The organism is Gilliamella sp. Pas-s95 (assembly GCF_009795795.1).
GTDB lineage: Bacteria > Pseudomonadota > Gammaproteobacteria > Enterobacterales > Orbaceae > Gilliamella > Gilliamella bombicola.
Window position 1 is genome coordinate 15,307 of the sequence record NZ_WTFC01000023.1, and the last position, 26,696, is coordinate 42,002.

Genomic DNA, 26,696 nt, shown 5'->3' on the forward strand with positions numbered 1-26,696 from the left:
AAAAAATGATGAAATCACTTAAGCAAATACAGCTCTTTATGAAAATGTTATGGAATCGTATTAACCATGATCGTCTAACGACCTCATCTGCTGAGCTTGCTTATACTACAATACTTGCACTAGTGCCTCTTATTACTGTTATTTTTTCCTTATTGTCAGCTTTCCCGATTTTTAATGAGGCTAGTCTTTCATTAAAACAATTGATTTATAACAATCTTGTTCCCACAGCTAGTGATTCTATTCAAAATTACCTAGAACAATTCATCGCCAATACTAAAAAAATGACTTTTTTGGGAGTAATTGGCTTAATTGTTACATCACTATTGCTAATTAACTCAATTAATACAACACTTAACCATATTTGGAAGACCAAACGAAAACGTTCCTTCATGTATAACCTAACCATATACTGGACAATTTTAACCTTAGGCCCGATCTTAGTTGGAGCAAGTATAGCGGTGAGTTCTTACATATTCTCACTAAATTGGTTTTCAACAGCTACAACAGACACTATTTTACTTAGTACCCTCCCCTTTATTATTTCTGTATTTGGATTTTGGTTACTTTATAGCATTATTCCGACCGAGTCTGTGCCTTTTAAAGAATCCATGATAGGGGCATTTGTAGCTGCAATATTGTTTGAATTAGGCAAACGAGCGTTTGCGCTTTATGTTACTTCGTTCCCAACATACCAACTCATTTACGGAGTAGTATCATCTATTCCCATCATGTTAGTTTGGATCTACTGTTCGTGGTGTATTATATTGTTCGGTGCCGAGTTTGCTGCAACTTTAACTGACTATAACCAACGAAAAAAACACATTACTAAGAATCAACCTTTACCAGAGTAATTAATTTATGATCGCCTTAATCCAACGAGTAAACCAAGCTAGTGTTACAGTAAACAATAACGTTATTGGACAGATTAATCAGGGGTTACTAATTTTACTCGGTGTTGAACAAAGTGATGACGAACAAAAAGCAATTCGTTTATGTGAAAAAGTATTAGGCTATCGGATTTTTAGTGATAGTGAAGGAAAAATGAATTTAAACGTTAAGCAAGCTAATGGTGAAGTATTAGTAGTTTCTCAATTCACTCTAGCGGCAGACACTAAAAAAGGAATGCGACCGAGTTTTACAAAAGGAGCAAAACCAGATGAAGCTAATAGGCTTTATCAATTTTTTGTCGAACAATGCAGACAACAGATAACGACACAAACAGGTCAATTTGCTGCTAATATGCAAGTATCATTAATTAATGATGGCCCTGTTACATTTTGGCTACAAGTTTAATCACATAACTAAAGCCATATTTAGTTAATATGCAATAACTTATTGAAATATTTAAAACCTCATGACTGATTATCTTTCAACATTTCTTATATTTATTAATCATCAATTGTTAAATTTCGAGTAGTTAAATCAAATGGCGTTAACTGATAAACATAATAATTAAGCCAATTACTAAATAATAAATAAGCATGGCTACGCCATGTAGCTTTTGGTGTTAAATGAGGATTATTATTAGGGAAATAATTAAACGGCATATCAGGATGAATACCTGCATTTAAGTCTCGATAGTATTCATTTGCCAGTGTTGTAGAGTCATATTCAGGATGACCGGTCACAAACACCATCCGCTTATCTGTGGTTGCCATCAAATAAGGACCAGTAATATCCGATTCAGCTAAAATAGTTAAGTCAGTATATTTTTTTATTTTATCTATAGGAAAATCAGCATATCGCGAATGAGGAGCCAGAAAAGTATCGTCAAAACCGCGTGTTAAAATAGCATTGGGTTGATTATTTTGATGCTGATAAACACCGGATAATTTTTGGGTACGAGTAAATTTTGGTAAATCATATAATACATTCAAAGCAGCCTGAACCCCCCAACAAACAAACATGGTTGAAGTAACATGCTCTTTCGCCCATGTTATAATTTCGGTTAATTTAGGCCAATACACAACATCAGAAAAAGCAACCTTACCTAGTGGTGCACCGGTTATAATCAGTCCATCAAAATTCTGTTCACGAATATCATCAAAATCACAATAAAAACTGTTTAAATGTTCGACAGGTGTATTTTTTGATTCTCGTTGATCAATACGCAATAACTGAATATTAACTTGTAAAGATGAGTTAGAAAGTAATCTTAAAAACTGATTTTCAGTCTCAATTTTTTTAGGCATTAAATTTAAAAAAAGAAGCTTAAGAGGGCGAATTTCTTGAGTATTAGCGCGTGATGAAGTCATAACAAATACATTTTCATTACGTAATACATCAACAGCTGGTAATGAATCAGGAATACAAATAGGCATAACAAAAGCTCCTAAAAACAATAAGTTATTTTAAACCTCTAAAATAGACGTCTAGAAATCTATATAGCTAAATATAGTGCGTTTTAGATTATTTGTCGAGATTTTTATTGAGCAATATTCGAGATGAAATTTAAAACTAAATCATAATAATAGATACATATGTTATTAACGATTATAGGCGATAAAAGAACGCCCTATTAAAAAGCCCTTGTATCAGTACGCCAAGTATCAGCAGTCAGCGCTTCACCAAAATAACTATTTATCAATTTTTTAGTAATATCACTTAAAGGAGAGGCTAATACTTCAGCAGTATTGCCATACTCAACAAGATCGCCATTATGCATAACTAAAATATCGTCGCTAATATGCTTCATCATACCAATATCTTGCGTTACATAAACATAAGAAATATTTTGTTGAACTTGTAATGACAGCATCAAATTAACAATCTGTGAACGCATCGAAATATCTAATGCAGCTAAAGCCTCATCAAGAATAATTACCTTGGGTTTTAAAATTAAAGCTCTTGCTAATGCCACACGTTGCTTTTGTCCTGCCGCCATCACTGAAGGATAATAAGAGGCGTGTTCGGGCAATAATCCCACTTGTTTTAATACACTACTAATTAGTTTTTCACGCTCATGGGCATCATAATGGGTATTACGTTTAAGCGGGATTTCTAACAATTGTCCAATACGCAATCTAGGATCGAATGAACTTTCAACATGCTGAAAAATCATTCTAATCAGTTGGCAACGGTGACTATAATCGCCGTATTGAACTTTATTACCATCAATCCAGATATCACCGCTATCAGGTTTTATCATCCCTACTAACATTTTTGCCAATGTCGATTTTCCTGAACCATTTTGTCCAATAATTGCAAGGGTTTTACCTTCATTAAGAGAAAATGATAATGTTTTCACCGCATCAATACGTAAATGCCCCAAAAAACCTTTATGGACTTTAAATTGCTTAGATAAGTTACGTACTTTTAATATTGGATTCATCAAGTATTCCTATTATTTACAGTTACTCATCAGTATTTAACGGAAAATGGCAGGCGAAAAAATGATCTTTTATCGGTATTAATTCTGGTGCCAAAATACATTTTTTTTGGGCATAAGGACATCTTGGACCTAATCGACATCCAATCGGTAAATGTTCAAGTGACGGAATAACACCAGGTAAGGTATTTAACGGACTTTTATGTGGCATCGCTTTGCCAAAATCAGGGATCGCATAAATTAAAGCCTGAGTATAAGGATGATAAGGAGATCTAATTAAATCTTCACTATCGGCAACTTCAACTGTTTGCCCACAATACAGAACATTAATACGATCTGTCCATCGAGTTACCATCTGCAAGTCATGATTAATAAGCAAAATAGTGGTACCCATATTTTGATTCATACTAGCCAGCAACCTAAAAATTTGCGCTTCGGTCGTTGCTTCCATCGCATTTGTCGGCTCATCTGCAATCAGTAGTTTAGGTTGATTAGCCAATGCAATTGCAATCATTACTTTTTGACACTCACCTTCGGTCAATTCGAATGGATAAGATTTTAATATCTCTTTATGATGTTTAATACCAACTCGGTGCAACAGTTCAATAGCACGATTTTTACGCCAAAATAGCCGCTGCCACCAATGCCCTTTAAAGGTTCGTTTTGGTATAGCTTCAATCAATTGTTGACCAATTTTCATTGAAGGATCTAAACAAGATTGTGGTTCTTGGAATATCATCGAAATATTATCACTAATGACTTTTCGACGTTGTTTAGGTGTTAACTTTAGTAAATCAATATTATCAAAATAAAATCGATCAGCAGAAATTTTCCAATTATGATTAGTTACCCCTAAAATAGCTTTAGCGATAAGACTTTTCCCTGAACCTGACTCACCAACTAAGCCTCGAATTTCGCCTTCAGACAACTTCAAATTAACGCGATCAATTGCACGCAAAAGACCATCTGGAGTAATAAACTCAATGGTTAAATTTCGAATGTCTAATAATGCCATAATTAAGTTCCTGCTCGCCGACCATATAATCCAAAGTTAAACAAATAAATAAAAATTATTGTAGCAGACACTGCAATTCCAGGAGATAGAAAGGCTAAATAATTAGTGGCAATAATATCTTTCATTTGAAACATCATCATGCCTAAATCAGGTCGGGAAACATCATTAGCAAAACCTAAAAAAGTTATAGTGGTAAGAGATAAAATGATTGAACCAAATAACGAAACAATCTCGGTCAAATAGATAGGTAAAATATTAGGTAAAATAAAACGATTTAAAATTGAAAATGAAGATAAGCCATCCAATCTATAAGCTGTAATATATGTCTTATTCCATTCATTAATAACGCGTTGATGAATATTGTAAATAAAGCGTGGAGTATAAGATAACCCAACCACCAATAACATATTAGTAATATCATCTTCTAACAATAAGCTAATCACAATCACACCAAGTAATGGTGGTACTACCATACAAAATTTAAAAATGAATAATACAAAAGGACGTATCAACGATATAAAAAACATTAAATAATTAATCAATCCACCAATGACAACCACATAAAATACCACTTTTAATGTCATTGACATAGTTGAACGATAGCCAATTAGCAAATAATTAAAAATATCTTGTCCTTTCGAGTTCGTACCTAATATATGATTGATATCACCATTAAGCCACCAAGCGGGGGGCAATAATGCAGGATAGGTAGGATTTAAATGGGCATGAAAAAACCATTTAGTTGATAATGCGACAAAAGTAATCGCCAATATGCCATAAAAACCAACAATTAAATAGATATTACCATGTAGCCGACTAAAGCATGACTTAATGTTTTTCATTAAACTAGCTAGTCTAAACATAATATTCCTTATGGCGCAAAGGATAAATTGCAATCGCCGAAATTTCGCCTAATAACGTTAATAAACTAATAACCGTTCCACAAGCTAGAATAGCAATCGAAATAATAAAATAATTATGATGATGATAAGCAATCATTACCCACTGCCCAAGTCCTGCTCGATTAAATAAAATTTCAATAACCATCGTTGAAAATAACAGCGTTGTTGTATTATAAGTCAACTGTGGAATAGTGGCTGGGATTGAATTGGGTAACAAATGTCGACGTAAAATTTTAAACGGTGAACGCTCACGAATAATCGCCATTTTTATAAAATTTTGTCTTGATGTGTTTTTTACATTTTGACCGATTAATTGAATGGTCATAATGCTTGGCTGAATAGCTAAAAGAATGATTGGTAAAATTAAATAATGAAATTGCTCAAACAACTCTTGCCATTTAGATGCTTTTGTTGAAGCCAAGATCTCCAGTAAAGAAGTCCCAGTAACTGATGGTGATATGTCAAAATTCATCGATATAGTCCAAGTTGGCGACAGACAATACATAACAACAATAACTAACATAACGATAGGACAAGAATATAATAATAAAGACCCTAAGCGAATCATATTATTCAACCAGTTAATATTACTCAGTCCAAGAAAAATTCCTAAAGGTAATCCAATAAGTAGAGCAACGAATAAAGCAAGGATACAAAGTTCAAATGTAGCCAATAATGTTTGAAAAAAAAGTACTGTTTCCCCCGTTAACAACCTAAATTCACCTTGCAGCAACTGCTTAAAAAAAGAACTATAGGCATCAATAAAACTTAGATTATGAAAGTTAGACATTGAATAAGGAGTAAAATAAACTAAACAGAAGCTAATCTGAGCCAGTACGCAGATAATAAATAAAAACGTTACTATTCTCTTAAAAATATAGATAATCATTATTTATCTTTATCACTATTATAAATAAACAAAACACGGTGACAAACGCTCACCGTGTTTTAATTTATCTATTGATTAATCCGGCATCACCGGTTTACTTGCTGCGGCATACGCATGATCTTGTGCACTTAAACCACCAGCATTACCTTTACCTTCAAAGTGATAATCTGACTCTTCACGTAATTTTATTCCAACGTCAGAAGTTTCATACTCTGGTGCTGGCGCTTTAGCCATTGCTGAAGAAGAATAACCTGTTAATTGTAAATCATGAGTTATCTGATCAGTTCCATCACTAATTTTTTCGCTATCTTCAAAATCTTCTTGAACATATGTAGATAAAGAACTTTTTGACTGTTCATCAATTGTACCACTATCAACACTATGACTATTTACATCTTCGTCATTTTTAACAATAACAGGAACTAAAAGCGAAGGAATAACAGGCACAACAATATTTGGTTCATCATTTACTATTTGGCTGTAATCGACAACAACTCGACCCAATGCCAATTCTAATGATGCAGCAGCAAATGATAACGGCATTGGAGACTGCTTTAATTCCACGTTACGAACACGACGTTTATTACGTTGACCATTCATTCGCAAATGCCTAGATGTGCGACGCTGACGCTTTGATTGATTTTCTGATGTAATATGGTCTTCAGTTTCTTTAGTAACAATAACTGGCAACAACAAAGAAGGAATGATTACTTTTTCTTGCTGAGATTGTACAGTTATATCGGTATTTTTTACACGAACACTTTTAGCTAATACACGTTGTTGACGTCTTGGTTTTGCTTCGCGCTGTTTTGGTTGCACTACTTCATCAGCGACTTTATCTACCTTAATATTATTTGTTGAATTTGACAAATTCGCATTTGATTTAGCTCTACGATTATTATTTCTACTCGGTTCTTTCGCCTCATCAAGAGTACCTGCTGTAACAATATTAGCATTGCTAGCCGCACTACTATTTCGGTTATTACGTTGACGTCGATTATTTGAACGCTGATTATCTCGTCTTTTGGTTGCCTTTGGTTTAACTTCTGGCTCTGGCTCTACTTTTTCTGTAACAAACAACTTACGTAGTTTACCAAATAGCCCACTAAATAAACCTTCTGATTTTTTAGTTTTTGGCGCTGATTTTTCTTTTGGTGCAACAGAAGCTTCAACTTTAGGACCAGATAATACGGCTTGTTCAACAATAACTTCCACAGCTTGCTGTTCATCTTCCTCTTCTTCAAGTTCACGAATCAGTTTTGGAAGATTATAACTTAGTACGTCTGTTTCTTCGCCTCTACGCTTACGGATAACCTTATACAATGGTGTTTCCATCTCTTCGTCGCCAGCAATCACGATTTTGACATCTGGATGCATGCTTTCAATGTTATTAATAGCGCGACGTTTTTCATTAAGTAAATAGCTCGCTATTGGTACAGGAACGATGACATCAATTTGTACAGTATTATCTTTCATCGCTTCTTCTTGAATTAACCGGAGAATAGATAAAGACAATGAATTGTTATCACGAACCGTACCTGTGCCTTGACAACGAGGACAAATATGATGTGTTGCTTCACGTAAAGAAGGACTTAAACGTTGACGGGACATTTCAAGTAAACCAAAACGCGAAATGCGAGTGGTTTGAATACGTGCTCGATCAGTTTTCATCGCCTCTTTTAAGCGGTTTTCGACTTCACGTTGATTACGAATTGGCGTCATATCAATAAAATCAATAACAATCAAACCACCTAAGTCACGCAAACGTAACTGACGCGCAATTTCTTCTGCTGCTTCAAGATTAGTATTAAAAGCGGTTTCTTCAATATCGCTACCACGAATCGACTTAGCCGAGTTAATATCAATCGCAGTAAGTGCTTCGGTGGTATCAATAACAATCGAACCACCAGAAGGTAAACGCACTTCACGCTGAAATGCCGACTCAATCTGCCCTTCAATTTGGAAATGGTTAAATAAAGGCACATCACCATCATAAAATTTAAGGCGATTAACATATTCAACGCGACCTAAATCAGCTAACCGTTTTTTTGCTATCTCAAGCACTTTCGAGTTATCAATTAAAATATCACCAACATCATCACGTAAATAATCACGAAATGCGCGAGTAATAATATCGCTTTCTTTATGAATTAAACTTGGAGCAGGGTGTTTTTTAGCCTCATTTTGAATGGCAGTCCAATAGTTAACTAATGCATCTAAATCTTGTTGCAACTCTTCTTGGCTTTTACCTACACCTGCGGTTCGAGCTATAACACCCATACCTTTAGGTTTTTCGATAGCATCAATAATACGTTTAAGATCCGCTCTTTCTTCGCCTTCTATACGACGCGAAACACCACCAGCACGTGGATCATTAGGCATTAACACTAAATAGCTACCCGCTAAACTAATATAAGTGGTTAAAGCCGCACCTTTTTTACCTCGAATCTCTTTTTCAATTTGGACAAGAACTTCTTGACCTTCTTGTAGATGCTTAATACTACGACGACCAGAAATATTAGATGGGAAATAACTTTCTGCAATCTCCTTTAAAGGTAAAAACCCATCACGTTCCCCACCGTAAGAAACAAAAGCTGCCTCTAAACTTGGATTGATTTTAGTGATTTTACCTTTATAAATATTCGCTTTTTTTTGTTCATGCCCAAGGCTTTCAATATCTAAATCATATAAGCGTTGGCCATCAACAAGCGCAACGCGCAGCTCTTCTTGCTGGGTTGCGTTGATTAGCATTCTTTTCATTATTCTACACTCTTCATTAATCTTAATTAACTTGTAGGTAGAATCTTATTATTGATAAGTGATTATTTTAACAATGATGAATAATGGTACTTAACTAAATATTTTATATACGGTATTCATTATTTTATTTGTGTTATTTTTGTTATTATTTTATGTGAAACCGATACTGCTTAATCAACATCAATATAATACGCTAGGCAAAATATTAAATTAAAAGACACTAAATACTTTGCAAAAAAACTAATTGTATAATTTATTGACATTGTTATTATCGTTAATTTGCAAACCGCTATATTTTACTGGTTTGGCAAATAAACTAAATCTTTATGCAACTGTTTAAAATAAACATATTATCTAATTATAATGATTCTACTTACACTATTTTATTTTGACAAACTGTAATGTCTAACGCCATTGCTGCATTACAAGGATAAAATTATCCCTCTCTATTATTAACGTTTAGGCAAAGGATAGCAAGAAAATTAAACTCGCTATTTTATAAACAATATAAGTATCCATTTTTCTTATTTCTAATTAACCTTTACCAAATTATAAATAACTTATATTAAGTTGCTTAAAATCTTATATTAAAACGACTACTGATCTAAACCATTTTTACAAAACCTTCTCTTAGTAATTACCAAATTAATAAAAAAACATTGATACAATTATGTATAGCCGAATTTAACCGGTATAATTATGATTAAATAACATAATAATCTAAATATGAGATATATTTGTTTATGGACTCTACTGATAAAACTGCTTTACTCCATTTTACAACTCGCTGGATTGAGCAATTTAAATACGCCCCACAAAGTGAAGATCTCCATGCAATACCTTCACCTTGTATTTTAAAAACTGAAAAATTAACAGTATATTGGCAACCTTTCTTATTGGAACCGCCTCGAAACTTAACCATTATTGAACAAGTTATTGGCATTAAATTACACCCAAGTACGCATATTTTTTACGGGACACAATACGCGGGCAATATGACAGCTAAGTTTAATGACACTAATTTAGTTTTGATCCAAGCTTGGAATGATGATGATTTTTCAAACTTAGAACAAAATTTAATTGCTCATTTATCTCAACAAAAAAGATTAAAACGCATACCGACTATTTTTATTGCCTCAACAGATGACAGCACTAAAATTATTTCAATAAACAACTTAACCGGCGAAGTAGTAAAAGAAGATTTAATTACAGGTGAATTAACAACCTTAACTAATGATTTGATTTCATTTTTTAACCAAATTACTGTTTTTCACTAAATATAGAAAAGCAAAACTAAAGAAATTTTTACAAAAACATACTTATAGAATACCACTATCGAAATTGTAACTTACAAAATAATGTGTATATAATGCGTTAACAGTCATTAGATCTGATAGGTGAATTATGTTTGAATATTTAACAGCAGCTCCAGCCGATCCCATTTTAGGGCTAGCCGATCTTTACAACAAAGACGAACGCACTAATAAAATCAATCTCAGTGTTGGTGTCTACAAAGATGAAACCACCAAAACACCTATTCTAGAAAGTGTAAAAAAAGCAGAACACTTCTTATTAACTAATGAAACCTCAAAAAGCTACTTAGCAATTGACGGTGATAATACCTTTAATACAGCAACCCAACGACTACTTTTTGGTCATGAAAATGAACGAGCCAAAACCGCCCAAGCACCAGGGGGAACTGGCGCCTTACGAATTATGGCCGATTTTTTAGCTCGCAGAACAAAAGTAAAACGCGTTTGGATCAGCAACCCATCTTGGCCAAATCATCGTAGTGTATTTCAAATGGCAGGCCTTGAGGTTCGTGAATACCAGTATTACGATCCTCAGACTCACAGTCTTAATTTTGATGCAATGATGAATAACTTAAACTTAGTTGCCTCAGGAGAAGCTGTGTTATTCCATGGTTGCTGCCACAACCCAACGGGTATTGATCCAACCCCTGAACAATGGCAAGCTATCTCGGACTTAGCCTTAAAAAATGGTTGGTTACCACTCTTTGACTTAGCTTACCAAGGCTTTGGACAGGGTTTAGAAGAAGACGTCTATGGGCTACGGTTATTTGCGAACAATCATCCTGAACTTCTTATTGCTAGCTCATATTCTAAAAATTTTGGCTTATATAATGAACGAGCTGGAGCATTTACCTTAATTGCCGCCAATGCTGAAATTGCCGATCGCGCTTTTAGTCAGGTAAAAACCATCATTCGAGCAAATTATTCTAACCCACCAGCCCATGGTGCAAAAATAGTCTCGTATATTTTAAACAATGATGAATTAAAAGAAGAATGGATTGATGAATTAACCAATATGCGCCAACGCATCCACCGCATGCGCCAACTATTTGTGAAAACCTTACAAGATAAAGGTGCTAATCAAGATTTTAGTTTTATTGTCAAACAAAATGGCATGTTCTCGTTTAGCGGTTTAAGTGAAGAGCAAGTTCTAAAATTACGTAGCGATTACGGCATCTATATTGTTAATTCCGGACGTATCAATGTCGCAGGTATGACGTTAGATAACATGTCTAGACTTTGCGAATCGATTGTTCAAGTGCTATAAAAATTGTTGTTTAAGTCACAAGAAAAACACTCAAATAACCAGAGTGTTTTTCTTTAGTATTTAAAATTTGAGATATCAATTAAAAATTCACGAGACCAACCAACCCTAAAATAAATAAATCGAAAGCATGGTACGTACTTTAATGGCAATGTAGCATAATCAGCAAATCATTAGCGACTCAAAAAAAACACAATAAAATCAATAGCTTTTCTGAACGTTTTTTTCAAAAGATTAACTTGTTTAGTATTCCCCTCCTCACTACTCAAAAAATATCCTGATTACTACTTAAGCACAAAAATTACCCTTTTTCATTAATCTTTTATTCCAATTGGTTATATCCATAGACAAACAGATTATTAGACGATCTCCCAATAATTACTAATAATTATTTAATAGAATAATAACCATGATTGAGGATAGTTGGGTGGCGTCACATATTTTAGATTTTTTAATTTTAGGCAATAACTTTGGTACGAGCGAAATGAGGGCGATCTGGTCAGAACAAAATCGCCTGCAAAAACAAGTAGAGGTCGAAGTTGCTTTAGCTCAAGCAGAAGGTGAGCTAGGTGTAATTCCCGCTGAAGCTGCCAATGCAATCATAACCAAAGCCGATGCAACTAAATTATCAATTGAACACATTGCCGAAGAAGCGGCAAAGGCCAAACACTCGTTAATGTCGACCATTAACGCACTACAAAAACAAGTCGGTGATGCCGGTCAATATATTCATTACGGGGCAACCACACAAGATATTGTCGATACTGCAACTGTTTTACAATTAAAACAATCATTTGTTGTCATTGAACGCGATAGCAAACAGGTGGCACTCGAACTAAAACGTTTAGCCAAACAGTATCAATATTTACCCATGGTTGGGCGTACGCATGGCATGCAAGCGCTTCCCACAACCTTTGGCTTTAAACTTGCAGTATGGTTAGATGAATTTATTCGGCATTTACAACGTTTAAGCGAAATTAAACAACGCGTATTAGTCGGTAATATTAGTGGCGCAATTTGTACGTATGCATCAATAGGCAAGTTAGGCCCACAGGTTGAATCGCGTGCGTTAACGTTACTAGGGCTAAATACCCCTAATATCGGTTGGCAAGCGGCGCGTGATCGTTTTTCTGAATATGCATCAGTCATCGCGCTAATCAGTGGCACATTAGGCAAAATAGGCAATGAATTTTACAACTTGATGCGTACTGAAATTAACGAAGTTGAAGAACCCTTCTCAGAGGGAAAAATTGGCTCAACCACCATGCCACATAAACGCAACCCAGCAGCATTAGAAGGTTTAGCCAGTTTGACAGCGCCACTTTTAAAAAGCGTCGCATTAATTCACGAATCAATGAAAGTTGAACATGAACGCGATGCCATGAGTTGGCGTGCAGAATGGATCGCACTACCCGAAATTAACCTTTACATTTCAGCGCAACTACAAACAGCATTAGCGGTACTTAAAGGTCTAAAAGTCAATGCTGATCGGATGTTAGCTAACTTATCACTACAAAATGGCCTGCTGTTATCAGAAAAAGTCATGTTCGAAATTGGTAAGCGATTAGGCAAACAAACTGCTCATCAACTGGTTTATCAAAGCGCCATGAAAGCGTTTGAACAAAATCGACCATTTAAAGATATATTATTAGAAGATCCAAGTTTAAACAAAGAATTTACCGAATCCGAGCTGGATACTTGGTTAGATCCAATTAACTATCTTGGCTCTGCTCCTGAAAAAGTAGCACAAGTCATTCAATATGCTGAACAGTGTGGAGCATTAGCATGAGTTTTCGTTTAATAACTGATAAAGATATTCCAGCTTATCAAGCCCTACTGCATAGTGCTTATCAAGCCACAACTCAATTAGGCATTCATTTTGCCGCAGCAGCAATCAAGCAATCACAGATTGCTGACCATATTGAGTCTAATGCCGTGTATTTATTTGAAAAAGATGGTGAGCTACTATCCACTTTAAGCATTCGCTTTCCGTGGGGCAATAACCCAGGACCTTATGGGTTACCCCATTTAGGTTGGTTTGCAACAGCTCCACGATATAAAGGTCAAGGCTATGGTAATGCATTATGGGATTTTGTTGAACAGCAAATTTTAATTAACCAACTAAAGTTACCTGCCGTCACGTTAGGCACCGCCGCAAATCATCCATGGCTTGCCCAGACGTACATAAATAAAGGCTATAAAAAAATAGGGCAAGCGGATTTAACGTCAGATCATACTACGCTCTATTTTGAAAAAATTTTAAATCATAAAAGCTATACCGAATGGAAAAAAAGGAGTAATAAACAATGAAAAAAATAAGTACACTACTGTCCGCTCTTTTATTAACTAGCCTAACCTTAATTGGTTGTGATAATCAATCCAACCATCAAGTCACAGAGCAAAATATTATTAAAGTGGGTTCTACAGGACAAAGCTATCCAAACGGCTATAAACAAGATGGCAAATTAGTCGGATTTGATGTTGAAGTTACCGAGGCGATCGCCAAAGAATTAGGCTATAAAGTTGAATGGGTCATTGCCGAATTTGGTGGCTTAATGGGACAATTTGATTCTGGGCGGTTAGATACTATAGCCAATGCGGTTGCAATTACACCTGCTCGTCAAGCCAAATATGATTTTTCCAACACCTATAGCTTTTACGGTAGCCAAATTGTGACTCACAAAGATAACGACAATATCAATCAATTATCTGATTTTAAAGGTAAAACTATTGCTGGTGTGCTAGGCTCAAATCATATAAACAATCTAAAAAAAGCCTTTCCTAACAATGATATCACCATCAAGACCTATGAGACACGAGATGGCGCAATGTATGATACGGAATATCAACGAGTTGATGGTTATGTCAATTCAAAACCGATATTACTAGCTGAAATTAAGCGTAAAAATCTACCTTTCAAATTAGTTGGTGAACCCATTACTATTGAGCAAGTTGCTTTTCCATTTAGTAAAGATGAAAAAGGTCAAGCACTGCGTGAAAAATTCAATCAAGCAATCGAAAAGTTACGCACTAATGGCACATTGAAAAATCTGGCAATTAAATATTTTGGCGAAGATATTACCTTATGAATTTTAATGTAAACTATTTTTTAAGTGTGTTTCCGCAGATATTACCTTATCTGCCGGTTACCCTTTTTATTACCATCATATCGATTATGTTTGCCATTATATTAGGGTTAGCGATTGCATTACTGCGTAGCAATAAAATAATGATTATCGATACTATTTTCGCACTGTTTATATCTCTGTTTAGAGGAATACCCTCCGTTGTTTTACTGTTTATTATTTATTACGGGTTACCGCAGATTTTTCCTGTTTTAAAACATATGGGGGCAACAACGGCGGCCATTATCTGCTTTAGTTTAAAATATTCATCCTATTTAGCCGAAATTTTCCGAGCAAGTTTAGAATCGGTCGATCACGGACAGAAAGAAGCAGGGCTAACAGTAGGTTTAAGTAAAATACAAGTTTATCGAGGTATTATACTGCCCCAAGCCATGGTCAATGCCTTACCGAATACCGGTAATATGTTTATCTCATTACTTAAAGATTCGTCTGTCGCCTTTTTTGTTGGCGTGCAAGAACTATTAGCAGCCGGAAAAATGTTAACCGCTAACTCATTCCTCTACTTTGAAACCTATTTAGCTGTAGGTATTGTTTACTGGTTGACTGTTGTTATCTATTCTTGGATACAAAAACAGTTAGAACAGAAACTCACAGCCCCCTATCATCGTTAAGGAGACAAGTTATGATTACAGTATCACATTTATCTAAACGCTTTGCTAATAATGAAGTTTTGAAAGAGATCAACCTAAACATTGAACAAGGCGAAGTGGTTGCAATTATTGGACCTTCAGGATCGGGCAAATCGACCTTATTACGTTGCTTAAATTTATTAGAAAAACCAAACACCGGCACCATTCAAATTGGCACAGCAATGCTAGATGCTAAGCATTATAGTAATAAAGAAGAAACCCATTTACGCAAGCAATCTGCAATGGTCTTTCAGCACTACAATTTATTTAAAAATAAAACCGCATTAGAAAATATCACCTATCCATTAATTGTTGGACAAAAGATAGATAAAAAAGAAGCTGAACAACTTGGCTTATCATTATTAGAACGCGTTGGTATGTTACCTTACGCCACACAATATCCCATAACCTTATCTGGTGGTCAGCAACAACGTGTTGCTATCGCAAGAGCACTTGCAGTCAGACCCAAAGTATTATTGTTTGATGAACCAACATCCGCACTTGATCCCGAACGTGTACACGAAGTACTACAAGTAATGCTACAGCTAGCTAAAGAAAATATCACAATGATTATCGTGACCCACGAAATGGAGTTTGCTAAGTATGTTGCAGACCGAGTTATTTTTATGGCTGATGGCGTAATTGTTGAACAAGGACCGGCAAAATCAATAATCGATAATCCACAAAATGAAATAACACAACGCTTTTTGCGCCAATTAACCGATGAAATCGATTTTGAAATTTAACGATTAAAAACTGACTTAACTATAGCATGAGTTTTTAATCGTTAAAGCGTTAAAAGATGTGATAATAAAAATGTATGCAGATCTAAACCGACCGCAAGCGCACGAATATCTTTCAATAAATTATCCGCGGTCTTTTGGTCACCTACGGCTTTGACCAGCTTCAATGATAATTCTCGCTGACTGTACGGATTTTTTGGCGAACCTTTTGGAATATCAATTCGTTGGTCCAACTTTTCACCTGTACTATTGACAATCTCAACAACAACATAACGTTGATTATACGCTTCAAGATGAGGTGTAAGTTGTATTTGATAGCTTCGTTTCATCTTCTGCATCAAATTTTTTATGCCATTTGCAATAGGTTTTGCTGAAAACTGTTCAAAACTAAGTGGCAACCCTAAAAGAGTTAATGCTAAAACATACTCAGCCGAAAAACGCCCTTGCTCAGCAAGCAAAGGCATTTGATAAATTAACGCTGCATCACTTTGTGGTGGAGAAAAAAAGATAGTGATATTCTCAATCTTATCAACACTAAAGTTAGAATTCCGATAAAGCAATTGCCCCGCATCAGCAATATAAGCAGCAGCTGAACAATAAGAATAATTTTTAAACCATAATCCGGGATGCACAATCTTCCAAGTTTTACCCCAATGACTTAAATCAAAACGTGTATTACCTTGTCCATAAATAGCCAAAAAACCTAATTTATCATCTAAAAAATCCTGATCGGCATGTATACCCGCTCTTAACCACTCAACCGCTTGTATGGCATGTTCGGCTGCTATCCCAGCATGCAAAAACTTAATCGGTGTGCCCATTAACAAACGCATACCAGATGCTTGAGTCGCCGCTAACGTTAATGCTTGCGATAAAAACGATTCATCATAGAGATAACAAATAGCCGCTGTTGCCGCAATCCCGCCCAAAGTAATAGTTGCATGCCAACCTTTTTCATAATGCTGTGGATTAACGCTTTGTCCCAATAAGGCCATCACTTCGATACCAATAACATAAGCGGTTAAAAAACGCCGACCATCAATTTTTTGCTCAGCATTATCTAATCGAACACTGGCAATAAGTGCAGATAAAATAACGGCAGAGGGGTGACCACGAACATCTGAATGTACATCATCATAATCTAAACAATGGGCTTGAAAACCATTAAGTAGCGCGGCTTGCCTTGCGCTAGCTAACTTTTTTTGACCAATTAGCCAAGCTCTAGCATTACCGCCTTCGTCTGCTATCCATGCTAGCAATTTATGAACATCATCTTCATGGCAAGCTTGTAAAGTGCAAGCAAAATAATCAGTTATCCCATTAATAGCACAATCAATAACTTGAGGGTCACTGATTATTGGCGTATTTCTGATTAAAAAACTTAACTGTTGACCTAAATTCATGCAAAACTCTCAAACTAAGCAAAGTTGATAAGCGATTAGTGAAACTAATTTACTTTGGAATAGCTAAAATAACGTATAATTAGCCACAGGTTAAAGATTAAGTAGTTATATTCTAATAACCTAAAATCATAACGTATTCGCCATTGATATAATCATTTTTAGCCATTATTTTATATGTTAAAATGCTTCCTACAAAAATAATCAAATCAAAATTTAACATCTTATTATGTCAACTTGTTATATCGCCTTAGGCAGTAATCTTGAAGATCCATTGTCACAAGCCAATCGTGCAATTGCAGCGTTAAAAAATTTGCCTAACACAACAGTTACGGCTATTTCTCCTTTTTACCGAAGCAAACCTCTTGGTCCACAAGACCAAAATGATTATCTTAATGCCGTCATAGAACTAACGACAAATTTATCTCCGATTGAACTACTTGACGAACTACAATCAATTGAAAAAGCGCAAGGTCGTGTACGTAAAGACAATCGATGGGGAGCTAGAACCTTAGATCTTGATATTTTATTGTATGACAACTTAGTACTAGAAAGTGAAAGGCTCACCGTTCCACACTACCACATGAAAAGCAGAGAATTTGTGCTCTACCCACTATATGACATCAGTCCTAAACTTGTTTTACCGGATAACGATAAGCTGTACGACTTAGTAACTAAATGCCCTAAAAATGGATTAAAAAAGTGGAAATAACTACTTATCTTAATTAATAACATACAGTTGCACTATTTTGCTTATTTTTTACACACAAAAAAATAATAAAAAAAATTTGCCAACAGCTAATTTATTGATATAGTTTACCGCTTGCAAATAATCTGTACTTAAGGGGATTGCTGTGAAAAAGGAACAAAAATTAAATACATCTTCTCTTAGCCTGCTTTCAATTGCGGGGCTTGAGCCTTATAAAGAAAAACAAGGCGAGGAGTACATGAACCCTAAACAATTAAAACATTTTGAATTGATATTAAAAGCATGGCTTACTCAATTACAAGATGAAATGGGTAAAACAGTTTCTCACATGCAAGATGAAGCTGCGAATTTTCCTGATCCAGCCGATCGAGCAACACAAGAAGAGGAATTTAGTTTAGAATTACGTGCTCGAGATAGAGAACGAAAACTGATCAAAAAAATCGAAAAAACGTTAAAGAAAATCGAAACAGATGATTTTGGTTATTGTGAATCTTGTGGCGTTGAAATTGGCATTCGTCGCTTAGAAGCAAGACCAACAGCAGATTTATGTATCGATTGTAAAACACTTGCTGAACTTCGCGAAAAACAGATGGGCATGTAACACCAGTACCATCTATCATTCTCAATTAGACCTATGCACTATATCGGTCGTTTTGCCCCTTCACCATCAGGACCATTACATTTTGGTTCGTTGGTAACGGCGCTGGGGAGCTATCTCCAAGCTAAATCTTGCCTCGGTAAATGGCTGGTTCGTATTGAAGATATCGACCCACCACGAGAAGTTAAAGGGGCATCATCACTGATATTAAAAACTCTTGAAGCACTAAATTTATATTGGGATGATGAGGTTTTATACCAATCATTGTGCAGCGAACGTTACCAAGCTATTTTACAAATGCTCATCGATAATCAACAAGCCTATTATTGTGATTGTACTAGACAGCGAATTCAAAGTCTGACCAATGGTATCTATGATAATTTTTGTCGTGAAAGGCATTTATCTAGTAATAATAAACAAGTTGCGATTCGTTTAAAACAAAATCACCCTATTTTTCAATTTACAGATCAAATTCGTGGCCTACAAACCGTTGAAAAAGCTAGCGCACAAGAAGATTTTATTATTCATCGTAAAGATGGCTTATTTGCCTATAATTTAGTGGTGGTATTAGATGATCATCAGCAAGGCATTACTGAAATTGTGAGGGGGGCAGATTTATTACCGGTCACCGCTAAACAAATCTCACTGTATCAACTGTTCGGCTTTCCTGTGCCAAGCTACTGCCATTTACCGCTAGTACTCGATAACAACGGCAATAAGCTATCAAAACAAAATCATGCCAACCCGATTGATTTAAACAACCTTAAAGCATTAACCGTTCAAGCTCTGCAATTTTTAGGGCAATGTGTACCAAAAGATTGGCAAGATGCCACACAACAGCAACTTTTAGATTGGGCAATACAGCATTGGCAACTGATGAATGTACCAAAACAAAACACCCAATTATCCACCAATATAGGATAAATTAGGCGTAATACCGACATTATGTGCATGTAACAGATGTTTTTCTGGTTTGATCATTAGTGAAGAAAAGATTCTTGCAATTAATTGTTGCTTTTGCGCTGGACTTTGGAGCAAATCACGCAAATCAACGGCGGCATCACCAAACAAACAATAATGCAACTTACCTATTGATGATACACGCAATCGATTACAACTTTTACAGAAGTCTTTTGAATACGGCATAATCAGCCCAATTTTGCCTTGATAGTCGTCATGGACATAAACTTTAGCTGGACCTGATAGCGGATTTTTAGATTGCAATTGCCAACCCTGTGCAATTAGCTGTGTTTCAATCAAACTACCGGACTGGTGATAGCGATTAAACACATCAAGGCTTTCGCCCGTTTCCATAAGCTCAATAAAACGTAACTCTACAGGGCGACTTTTAATCCATGACAAATAATCATCTAAATTATCATTCATATTTTTCATCAAAACGGTATTAATTTTGACTTTTTTTATACCCACTTCTAATGATCTATCCACACATTGCATTAGTTCTTTAAGCTTATCTTGACCGGTAATTAATTTAAATAAATGCGGAGACAGACTATCAATACTAATATTGATCGCATTCAAACCTGCTTGATGCCAATTATGAATATTTTTTAATAAACGAGAACCATTGGTTGTAATGGCGAGTTCTTTTACACTTGGGTAAGCAGAGATCATCGACAAAATATCCATAAAATCACGACGCAAAGTAGGCTCGCCACCCGTTAACCGAATTTTACGCACACCAAGTTCAGTAAATGTTGCAACAACATTATTAATCTCACTAAGCGACAAAAATTTATGAGCCTTGTTAGGTCGATAACCATTGGGTAAACAGTACTGACACTGAAAATTACACAGCTCGGTAATCGACAAACGCAGATATTGAAATCGACGCTGATAATTATCAACTAATTGCATATATTTAAACACCTTATCCAAATCGGGAAGCATAGCCATTTCTGTGCTATACCGCGGCTAATCCACCATATGAATTGAAATATCACTTAGGCAAAAGAGCTTCAGAGTTTGATTCAGTCTAGCATAGACTTTATTTTTTGACTATGAACAAATCGACCTTTACAAGCGACCTAGTTATCCGGAAATGAAGACTTACTTATAGACAAGGTATTAATAAGAAAAATATTTATACATACCTAATATCTTATTTATTATGAATAAATAAATTTACATTATGTTAATTTATGCTATTTTATAAATTTGATTTAATTCATTGACTATATTATAGATTATAATCAGCAACCGGTAATAAACCAAGGAATAGTGTTTAAGTTGTCGCATAGTAGATGTTTTCAATAACAACGTGTTTATAGAAAACAGATTAACTATCAATAAATTATGCAATTAAATCATTCATTTTCAAATGTGCATCGTTTATCTAACAACTTAATCAAAAATAAAATTGAAAAGGAAAATTACTTACCATAATGAATAAAAAAATAATCAAGCTCGCCCAATACCTAACAAACTTAAGCTTATTATTATCTTCAACATTCGCGTTAGCTGATAATGCTAGCCAATATATTACTTATAACAACCTACTATTTGATCGTGATGGCACAGTAATTATTGATAACAGCCAAAAAATTAACTCAATAACATACAAAGATCATTATTGGATTGTGCAGTTAACCAATAGTAGCGATAGCCTCCTCTACAGCAATATAAGAAAGATAGATAATTTTAAATTTGCTTTTGAAAAAAAAGGCGACATATTGAAGTTTAAAACCATTGACACCTTAACTTATCTAGGCGAAGAACGAATAGCCTATTATTATCAAGACACAAAATTATCGGTTGTCATTGATACCGATGGTAATCTAATTACACCCAAAGGGCGTTATTATCTCGAAATCGGCCCCTTCATTAACGGTTATGCCGAAGTAACTACCCCAGAATATGATGAAGGCTATTTAAATCTACAAGGTAAATTTTTTAAAAAACTCCCTAAAACAACACTGACACAAAAAACGCAATCCCAAACCAAACCACAATGCAAAATAATCACATCCGATACAATAATGCAGCTATGTAAAAAAAATAACAGCCAATATCTAGTTAATAGCAAAACAGGCAAAGAAACCGATGTTGGTTCCAAAGCGTGGACGACTAATTTTGATTGCATCCCCAAAAACCTTTCAGCAGGTTATTTTTGGCTAGGCAATTATCAAGATGGTTATCATGTTTATCAAATTTATGATTATGATGGGAAAATGCATTATCAAAATCAGTACTATGCCGTATCGCCTTTATATGGTACAGCAAGTTGGGTACAAGATAGTGATAATTCTAAAAAACGTTTGATTGATATTACGGGCAAAACAATTGGTGAATATAATAATTATACCCTTCTTCAAGTTGGCACAGAAAAACTCTACTATGCCCAAAAAACCACTCCAAAAAATAAAGATAAAAATAGTGATAGTGATAATGATAAACAAATATTATTATCGATCTTTGATGTAAATGGCAACATCTTACTTTACGAAGACATCGTTGGTTCAGAACAAAACAGTCACTGTCATCGCGATGTAAAAGTATTAAAAAATGCAGAAAACAAAATAGTCTGGCCAACAGACTTAGAGCGAGAATGTCTTTTAGATCGTTATATTCAATCAGCAAAAACCGATAACGACAACAGTTATCGACATAAAAAGCAAGAAAGTAAAGCGATTGAAATACCAAAAGATAAAGTTCCCGAAATCAGCCGCTATTTTACACAAATTCAATCCAACAAAAATACCAATCCATTTACATTCGAAAAAGGTGATATTTATCTTACAGGTCCCAACACAACTAAAATTGAAGGTATCGCAGAACTAAGTATACCGGAAGGATATATATATAGTGAAAAATACAACCCATCTAACACAGAACATTGTGACAGGTTTGTCGCGCCAGCTTATGACAATCAAAACCGATTATGTATAAATGTTTATAAACTCGGATTTATTGACTTACTTGAAGTCAAAAAGTTATTTGATGACAAAACCAACATCGAAAATTTAAAAACAAAAATTTCTTCAAGAATAGAAGATTATAAAGAATACAAAGACTATCAAAAATTTGAATGGTTAATCGACCCTGAATTTGATTTTGAAAACCAAAGTTTAAAATTTGGCTATCGATATCACATAGCAGAAAGCGATCAAAACAGAACCAGTCAAATTATCGAATATATAAAATTTGCCAAAGACCACATCATTGTGTTTAAAAACGATTATTACGACGATTATAACGATTTTAAGCCCATGGAATTTGATTGGCTTAATCGCATTAAGGTTTTTGAAAAGGCCGATATCAGCTCGACTTATCCTTGCAGCAAATTATCAATAAAAGACTCGGCATTATCTGCCAATAAATTTATTTATTTAGATAAAGAATTTTGCTTTCCACTACCGATAACCACACTCTTTGAAAAATATCCGACGCAAACTGAATTAAATAGTTACCATGAGTTATTTTCCTTCAGGGAAAACCGATACCCAATAAAAGAGGGAAAAACCTTATGGAATTAATAAAATATCTTCTCAGCACAATAGCTGTAACAATAATCGGACTCACTCTAAATGCGTGTGATGCTCCGCCACAACAAAGCCAATCCGAACTCGAAAAACTGCCCGAGGTTTTTAATTTAACTGAACAACAATGGCAAAACGAAATCCAACAACGATTTGACACCATAAACGGTAATGGCGAACCAATAAAATGCATATCAATAGTAATGACTGCGCCTTATTACATATTTGACAGACGATACGACTCTGACACATTGATCCTATTACAAACGTTAACAGAAGCAGGCTTGCTAACAGAACAAATTGAAATTAGCGGAATGGATAATAATCGCATCGTTTATATCTATAACCTTACCGAAGAAGGCAAAAAATACTATAGAAAATGGCCTAACTTGAGTTCGTCAGGATTTTGTTTTGGCAAAGTGATTGTCAAGTCGGTAACCAAAATAACGCCGTATAGCAATTATATTGAAATTGAATATCAATATGTTATTGATAAATTACCGCCAAAATTAATGCCCAAAAATGAATTAAAAACCGATACCGTAAGGTTTTATTATGATGAACAAACAAAAAAGCTCTATAGCCGTGGTATTGGCTTAATTGTTAAAAACTATTGGGATTAATTATCATGAATCTAAAATATCCACTGATAACTACTTTCAGCTTACTACTATTTGGTTGCAATAATGTAGATTATAAGCAATCGCTACAAGAAACTTTAAGTAGAGAAGATAATCGTGCATTATGTTATTTCCTGCCAAATAACCAAAACATCTTTCCTAACGATGTGTTTTTCGATAAACAAACTGAAATACTCGACCTATTTGTCGATCTCAAATTCTTAAAAACCAAAAACATCACAGCCCAATATTATGATGCCAATACAGATATAACCACCCTGCCTAGATCCCCCACCAAAATTGAAGGATTAAGATATCAATTAACTGAAGAAGGGAAAAAATACTTTATCGGCAGTAAAGGGGCATTCTGCTTTGGTAATATAATCCTAGATAAAATCGAGAAAACTCAAAGCGTCAAAATAGAATATACCAACTACCAAGTCGACTCAGGGAAATGGGTCTATTATTACTATCATTATACGAATATTCCCGCTTGGGCACAGGATAAGCGACTGGAACAATACTATAAAAGAATTTCACTCAACAACGAAATCCTCTTTGATGCAAGAGCAACGTATTTTGACTCAAAAGACACCTACGACACAGGAATTGAACAAACAGATCTCATCACCTTAAAGCATTAACAAAATACAAAAAAATAGCACGGACAAAAAGTAGAAAAGCATACCGTGCTATCACTCACGTTAGCGTATTTATTATTATCGTATTCCGTTTTCATATTAAAAAACATCTTTGCTAGGCAACTATTCTTTGTTTACTTCGTCTTAATTAAGCCAGCACACCATTCACCTATCAACGATGAGCGAGTAAAACACGAAATCCTAAGGATAGACACATAGCCCATGATAGTTGCCAGTGGCTGGATTACCTTGGTAAACTCGTCCGTTATATGCATAGACATAAAACGCACGCGAACCAGTAACATCACTTGTCCAATAAACAGAATTAGAAAAACCAGCACCAGAATAATTTAACATACGCCCCCATTCGCTGAACAAACCAGCATTAATTCGACGCTGGTAATAGCTACCACTTGATGGCGGTGTAGCGCCAACTGAGCCTTGACAATAGCTATTATTGCCACAAACGGCATTGGTGACATCGTTTACTTTTATCATTCGGTAACCTAAACTAGCACACCAAGCGGTTATGTTAGCCGCTTTCGCGGTTCTCAAGCCACGGTTAACAAACCACTTCTGTAAAACAAATCCATATTTTACAACGGTTCTACCACTGCTATCTTTACCTTCTAATTCGAATATTTGGGGTAAAACAGGTATGCCGGCTTGAAGTCGGCCAGGTAAATCATTACTCTGTTCATCGTTAGTGGCTGCAGGACCGGTTAACATGACACGCACACTAGTACCACTCGCATTAGGCGTCATATTGGCGGTTATACCGCCCTGAGTGACAGGAGCCCAAGTCAGCAGCCCACTTCCTCCTATGTCTAAATCAAAGTATAAACCATTAGCCCCCACAGTTGGGAAGTTAAGATTATAAGAATCGGAAGAGGTAGATTGGCTGATAAATCCTTTCCTTGTATCCCACATATCAGCAGGACCAGCAAACCTACCAACACCTTCTTGCAACCCGGGCTTGGCATAACAGACTTTAGCGGATAATGTTGGATTGATGTAATAAGTTACTGTATCGGCAGTAAATATGCTACGGTTAGGCACACCGTACTGGGTAGTTAAACTACCATTAGTGTTACGTAATACTAATTTATAAGGTGCATTACAAATATCTAAGGTATCATTACGAGCAACGGTTTGATTATTTTTATCTCGAATATCAACAGTTAAACGACCTGTTGCGGTAACACCCCTAGTCCCTTGCCCATCGCCATCATCATCCCCCCAATAGTTATACCTTGCATTAACAAGCGAGCTTAGCAGTATAGAGTTTCTTGTTACTGGCATCAACATACCCACATCAGTAAAAGTTTCGTTTACATTAGGCAATACTATTGGGTTTATGAGCGTCGAAAAGTTGGTTGAAGGAGTGATTGTTGTACCGTCAGATAAAGTAATACCTAACAAACTATCAGTCGTAGTTGCTTTGGTTCGGCCACCATCAAACGTAAAATATGGCGCCGAACCATTAATAGCATTGGTAGTATTGGTAGTATTAACTGATAATGCCTGCAAACTGACGGAATATGGTAGCAAAATCAACGACGTTAAAGATATTTTATGTGACAATAAAAAAGTCAACCATAAATGTAACCGTGAATGACGCATTAATCGCAATCGGGGTTTTAAACCAAAACATGACCACTTATTAAAAATTATAACTAAAGTGTGACGACAATTTTTTGTTTTTACATTACAGAGGTTTAGGATAGAAATAAGGTCAACTTTCAAAAGTTGACCAAACAAATACTGAAAAAGATTAAAAAAATAATACCGCCATATACAGCGGTTGTAGCTATGTTGCATAATATCCTATATATCAAGAGTGTTTATCTTATTTGTATTTCTTATAATGATTAGTCTATAAAATATGGATAAACTAATTTTTGATTTACCGCAACCTATTGAGAGTATAGCTTATAAAAAAAAATTGACCACTTCTTTTAGTTGCAAGGCGAATAAATCATAGCAAAGAAGGTTTACATAAAATTACTCATGATGAATAAATTCAATTAAGTTAATGAGATGATGGGGAAATATGATAAATAAAATAGTGTTGGGTGTTTTTTGGGAGGAGATGTTTTTCTTTTAAAAACAGCAAAATAAAAACTTTAATAAAATCAATACCTTTCCTGACCGATTTTTGTGGGGAATTTTTAGCTTTGAGTGGTTTTGAGGGCCAAGTCAGTTGGGGTTTTGATATAACTAAATCAAAAGCCATTCCG

25 protein-coding genes and 1 riboswitch are annotated in these 26,696 nt (G+C 35.2%); of the genes, 15 read left to right on the forward strand and 10 right to left on the reverse strand.

Annotated features, from left to right (window positions below; genetic code table 11):
- The first annotated feature begins 8 nt into the window (after positions 1 to 8).
- Positions 9 to 851: a virulence factor BrkB family protein gene (locus GQ598_RS07320; protein WP_255471337.1), complete on the forward strand. Its 843-nt coding sequence runs from the start codon at positions 9 to 11 to the stop codon at positions 849 to 851.
- 7 nt (positions 852 to 858) lie between these two features.
- A complete protein-coding gene (dtd, locus tag GQ598_RS07325) occupies positions 859 to 1,293 on the forward strand; it encodes a D-aminoacyl-tRNA deacylase (RefSeq protein ID WP_160403305.1) in 435 nt (144 codons plus the stop codon).
- 95 nt (positions 1,294 to 1,388) lie between these two features.
- Here dtd and metA read toward each other — a convergent pair whose 3' ends face one another.
- The 6 genes from metA to rne all read right to left on the reverse strand — a co-directional run bounded on the left by metA (position 1,389) and on the right by rne (position 8,894).
- Positions 1,389 to 2,321 carry a homoserine O-succinyltransferase gene (gene metA / locus GQ598_RS07330; RefSeq protein ID WP_160403307.1) on the reverse strand — a complete coding sequence of 311 codons (933 nt, stop codon included), beginning with the start codon at positions 2,319 to 2,321 and terminating at the stop codon, positions 1,389 to 1,391.
- Positions 2,322 to 2,518: 197 nt separating this feature from the next.
- Positions 2,519 to 3,334, reverse strand: coding sequence for an ATP-binding cassette domain-containing protein (locus GQ598_RS07335; protein ID WP_160403309.1), 816 nt, complete (start codon positions 3,332 to 3,334; stop codon positions 2,519 to 2,521).
- 19 nt (positions 3,335 to 3,353) lie between these two features.
- Positions 3,354 to 4,343 carry an oligopeptide/dipeptide ABC transporter ATP-binding protein gene (locus GQ598_RS07340; RefSeq protein ID WP_091350065.1) on the reverse strand — a complete coding sequence of 330 codons (990 nt, stop codon included), beginning with the start codon at positions 4,341 to 4,343 and terminating at the stop codon, positions 3,354 to 3,356.
- Between the two features lie 2 nt (positions 4,344 to 4,345).
- Positions 4,346 to 5,206 carry an ABC transporter permease subunit gene (locus GQ598_RS07345; RefSeq protein WP_160403311.1) on the reverse strand — a complete coding sequence of 287 codons (861 nt, stop codon included), beginning with the start codon at positions 5,204 to 5,206 and terminating at the stop codon, positions 4,346 to 4,348.
- Complete coding sequence (locus GQ598_RS07350; protein ID WP_160403313.1) at positions 5,199 to 6,134, reverse strand: ABC transporter permease subunit; 936 nt, start codon at positions 6,132 to 6,134, stop codon at positions 5,199 to 5,201. The genes GQ598_RS07345 and GQ598_RS07350 overlap by 8 nt, the downstream gene beginning before the upstream one ends.
- Positions 6,135 to 6,209: 75 nt before the next feature.
- Positions 6,210 to 8,894 carry a ribonuclease E gene (gene rne / locus GQ598_RS07355; RefSeq protein WP_160403315.1) on the reverse strand — a complete coding sequence of 895 codons (2,685 nt, stop codon included), beginning with the start codon at positions 8,892 to 8,894 and terminating at the stop codon, positions 6,210 to 6,212.
- Positions 8,895 to 9,637: 743 nt separating this feature from the next.
- On the opposite strand from rne, the gene syd reads away from it, so the two are divergent.
- The 7 genes from syd (at position 9,638) to GQ598_RS07390 (ending at position 15,992) form a co-directional block, all read left to right on the forward strand.
- Complete coding sequence (gene syd / locus GQ598_RS07360) at positions 9,638 to 10,171, forward strand: SecY-interacting protein (RefSeq protein ID WP_160403317.1); 534 nt, start codon at positions 9,638 to 9,640, stop codon at positions 10,169 to 10,171.
- A 127-nt stretch (positions 10,172 to 10,298) separates the two neighbouring features.
- The gene (locus GQ598_RS07365; protein WP_160403319.1) at positions 10,299 to 11,474 is read left to right on the forward strand and encodes an amino acid aminotransferase; all 1,176 of its coding nucleotides are present in this window, start codon (positions 10,299 to 10,301) and stop codon (positions 11,472 to 11,474) included.
- Between the two features lie 424 nt (positions 11,475 to 11,898).
- The gene (purB, locus tag GQ598_RS07370; RefSeq protein ID WP_160403321.1) at positions 11,899 to 13,260 is read left to right on the forward strand and encodes an adenylosuccinate lyase; all 1,362 of its coding nucleotides are present in this window, start codon (positions 11,899 to 11,901) and stop codon (positions 13,258 to 13,260) included.
- The gene (locus GQ598_RS07375) at positions 13,257 to 13,781 is read left to right on the forward strand and encodes a GNAT family N-acetyltransferase (RefSeq protein ID WP_160403323.1); all 525 of its coding nucleotides are present in this window, start codon (positions 13,257 to 13,259) and stop codon (positions 13,779 to 13,781) included. Before purB ends, GQ598_RS07375 begins: the two co-directional genes overlap by 4 nt.
- Positions 13,778 to 14,560, forward strand: coding sequence for an amino acid ABC transporter substrate-binding protein (locus tag GQ598_RS07380; protein ID WP_160403324.1), 783 nt, complete (start codon positions 13,778 to 13,780; stop codon positions 14,558 to 14,560). Before GQ598_RS07375 ends, GQ598_RS07380 begins: the two co-directional genes overlap by 4 nt.
- Positions 14,557 to 15,228, forward strand: a complete 672-nt coding sequence (locus GQ598_RS07385) for an amino acid ABC transporter permease (protein ID WP_160403326.1) — start codon at positions 14,557 to 14,559, stop codon at positions 15,226 to 15,228. The genes GQ598_RS07380 and GQ598_RS07385 overlap by 4 nt, the downstream gene beginning before the upstream one ends.
- Positions 15,229 to 15,239: 11 nt before the next feature.
- Positions 15,240 to 15,992, forward strand: a complete 753-nt coding sequence (locus GQ598_RS07390) for an amino acid ABC transporter ATP-binding protein (RefSeq protein ID WP_160403327.1) — start codon at positions 15,240 to 15,242, stop codon at positions 15,990 to 15,992.
- Positions 15,993 to 16,033: 41 nt separating this feature from the next.
- On the opposite strand, the gene GQ598_RS07395 is transcribed toward GQ598_RS07390, so the two are convergent.
- Positions 16,034 to 17,392: an MmgE/PrpD family protein gene (locus GQ598_RS07395; RefSeq protein WP_160403329.1), complete on the reverse strand. Its 1,359-nt coding sequence runs from the start codon at positions 17,390 to 17,392 to the stop codon at positions 16,034 to 16,036.
- A gap of 226 nt (positions 17,393 to 17,618) precedes the next feature.
- Between GQ598_RS07395 and folK the strand changes: the two genes are divergently transcribed.
- The 3 genes from folK (at position 17,619) to gluQRS (ending at position 19,620) form a co-directional block, all read left to right on the forward strand.
- A complete protein-coding gene (gene folK / locus GQ598_RS07400) occupies positions 17,619 to 18,101 on the forward strand; it encodes a 2-amino-4-hydroxy-6-hydroxymethyldihydropteridine diphosphokinase (protein ID WP_160403331.1) in 483 nt (160 codons plus the stop codon).
- Positions 18,102 to 18,243: 142 nt separating this feature from the next.
- A complete protein-coding gene (gene dksA / locus GQ598_RS07405; RefSeq protein ID WP_160403333.1) occupies positions 18,244 to 18,699 on the forward strand; it encodes an RNA polymerase-binding protein DksA in 456 nt (151 codons plus the stop codon).
- 33 nt (positions 18,700 to 18,732) lie between these two features.
- Positions 18,733 to 19,620 carry a tRNA glutamyl-Q(34) synthetase GluQRS gene (gluQRS, locus tag GQ598_RS07410; RefSeq protein WP_160403335.1) on the forward strand — a complete coding sequence of 296 codons (888 nt, stop codon included), beginning with the start codon at positions 18,733 to 18,735 and terminating at the stop codon, positions 19,618 to 19,620.
- Here the strand turns inward: gluQRS and moaA are convergent.
- Complete coding sequence (moaA, locus tag GQ598_RS07415; RefSeq protein ID WP_160403337.1) at positions 19,600 to 20,574, reverse strand: GTP 3',8-cyclase MoaA; 975 nt, start codon at positions 20,572 to 20,574, stop codon at positions 19,600 to 19,602. The genes gluQRS and moaA overlap by 21 nt on opposite strands.
- Positions 20,568 to 20,693: riboswitch (molybdenum cofactor riboswitch) on the reverse strand. Its footprint overlaps the gene before it by 7 nt.
- Positions 20,694 to 21,101: 408 nt before the next feature.
- Here moaA and GQ598_RS07420 point away from each other — a divergent pair.
- From GQ598_RS07420 to GQ598_RS07430, 3 genes are read left to right on the forward strand one after another with little or no spacing between them, the layout of a single operon-like run.
- On the forward strand, positions 21,102 to 23,192 hold the full coding sequence (locus tag GQ598_RS07420; protein WP_160403339.1) for a hypothetical protein: 2,091 nt from the start codon (positions 21,102 to 21,104) through the stop codon (positions 23,190 to 23,192).
- A complete protein-coding gene (locus GQ598_RS07425; RefSeq protein ID WP_160403342.1) occupies positions 23,183 to 23,818 on the forward strand; it encodes a hypothetical protein in 636 nt (211 codons plus the stop codon). Before GQ598_RS07420 ends, GQ598_RS07425 begins: the two co-directional genes overlap by 10 nt.
- A gap of 5 nt (positions 23,819 to 23,823) precedes the next feature.
- Positions 23,824 to 24,459, forward strand: coding sequence for a hypothetical protein (locus GQ598_RS07430; RefSeq protein WP_091350117.1), 636 nt, complete (start codon positions 23,824 to 23,826; stop codon positions 24,457 to 24,459).
- A 198-nt stretch (positions 24,460 to 24,657) separates the two neighbouring features.
- Here the strand turns inward: GQ598_RS07430 and GQ598_RS07435 are convergent, their stop codons facing one another.
- Complete coding sequence (locus GQ598_RS07435) at positions 24,658 to 26,007, reverse strand: hypothetical protein (protein WP_160403343.1); 1,350 nt, start codon at positions 26,005 to 26,007, stop codon at positions 24,658 to 24,660.
- 481 nt (positions 26,008 to 26,488) lie between these two features.
- Positions 26,489 to 26,696: hypothetical protein (locus GQ598_RS11120; protein WP_237410334.1), on the reverse strand; the 208-nt coding region annotated here is incomplete at its 5' end.

What these genes read in the sequence shown, in the direction of transcription:
- GQ598_RS07320 (WP_255471337.1), top strand. Translation starts at nt 9, where the DNA reads ATGAAATCACTTAAGCAAATACAGCTCTTTATGAAAATGTTATGGAAT.
- dtd (WP_160403305.1), top strand. Translation starts at nt 859, where the DNA reads ATGATCGCCTTAATCCAACGAGTAAACCAAGCTAGTGTTACAGTAAAC.
- metA (WP_160403307.1), bottom strand. Translation starts at nt 2,321, where the DNA reads ATGCCTATTTGTATTCCTGATTCATTACCAGCTGTTGATGTATTACGT.
- GQ598_RS07340 (WP_091350065.1), bottom strand. Translation starts at nt 4,343, where the DNA reads ATGGCATTATTAGACATTCGAAATTTAACCATTGAGTTTATTACTCCA.
- GQ598_RS07345 (WP_160403311.1), bottom strand. Translation starts at nt 5,206, where the DNA reads ATGTTTAGACTAGCTAGTTTAATGAAAAACATTAAGTCATGCTTTAGT.
- GQ598_RS07350 (WP_160403313.1), bottom strand. Translation starts at nt 6,134, where the DNA reads ATGATTATCTATATTTTTAAGAGAATAGTAACGTTTTTATTTATTATC.
- rne (WP_160403315.1), bottom strand. Translation starts at nt 8,894, where the DNA reads ATGAAAAGAATGCTAATCAACGCAACCCAGCAAGAAGAGCTGCGCGTT.
- syd (WP_160403317.1), top strand. Translation starts at nt 9,638, where the DNA reads ATGGACTCTACTGATAAAACTGCTTTACTCCATTTTACAACTCGCTGG.
- GQ598_RS07365 (WP_160403319.1), top strand. Translation starts at nt 10,299, where the DNA reads ATGTTTGAATATTTAACAGCAGCTCCAGCCGATCCCATTTTAGGGCTA.
- GQ598_RS07375 (WP_160403323.1), top strand. Translation starts at nt 13,257, where the DNA reads ATGAGTTTTCGTTTAATAACTGATAAAGATATTCCAGCTTATCAAGCC.
- GQ598_RS07380 (WP_160403324.1), top strand. Translation starts at nt 13,778, where the DNA reads ATGAAAAAAATAAGTACACTACTGTCCGCTCTTTTATTAACTAGCCTA.
- GQ598_RS07385 (WP_160403326.1), top strand. Translation starts at nt 14,557, where the DNA reads ATGAATTTTAATGTAAACTATTTTTTAAGTGTGTTTCCGCAGATATTA.
- GQ598_RS07390 (WP_160403327.1), top strand. Translation starts at nt 15,240, where the DNA reads ATGATTACAGTATCACATTTATCTAAACGCTTTGCTAATAATGAAGTT.
- GQ598_RS07395 (WP_160403329.1), bottom strand. Translation starts at nt 17,392, where the DNA reads ATGAATTTAGGTCAACAGTTAAGTTTTTTAATCAGAAATACGCCAATA.
- folK (WP_160403331.1), top strand. Translation starts at nt 17,619, where the DNA reads ATGTCAACTTGTTATATCGCCTTAGGCAGTAATCTTGAAGATCCATTG.
- gluQRS (WP_160403335.1), top strand. Translation starts at nt 18,733, where the DNA reads ATGCACTATATCGGTCGTTTTGCCCCTTCACCATCAGGACCATTACAT.
- moaA (WP_160403337.1), bottom strand. Translation starts at nt 20,574, where the DNA reads ATGCAATTAGTTGATAATTATCAGCGTCGATTTCAATATCTGCGTTTG.
- GQ598_RS07420 (WP_160403339.1), top strand. Translation starts at nt 21,102, where the DNA reads ATGAATAAAAAAATAATCAAGCTCGCCCAATACCTAACAAACTTAAGC.
- GQ598_RS07425 (WP_160403342.1), top strand. Translation starts at nt 23,183, where the DNA reads ATGGAATTAATAAAATATCTTCTCAGCACAATAGCTGTAACAATAATC.
- GQ598_RS07430 (WP_091350117.1), top strand. Translation starts at nt 23,824, where the DNA reads ATGAATCTAAAATATCCACTGATAACTACTTTCAGCTTACTACTATTT.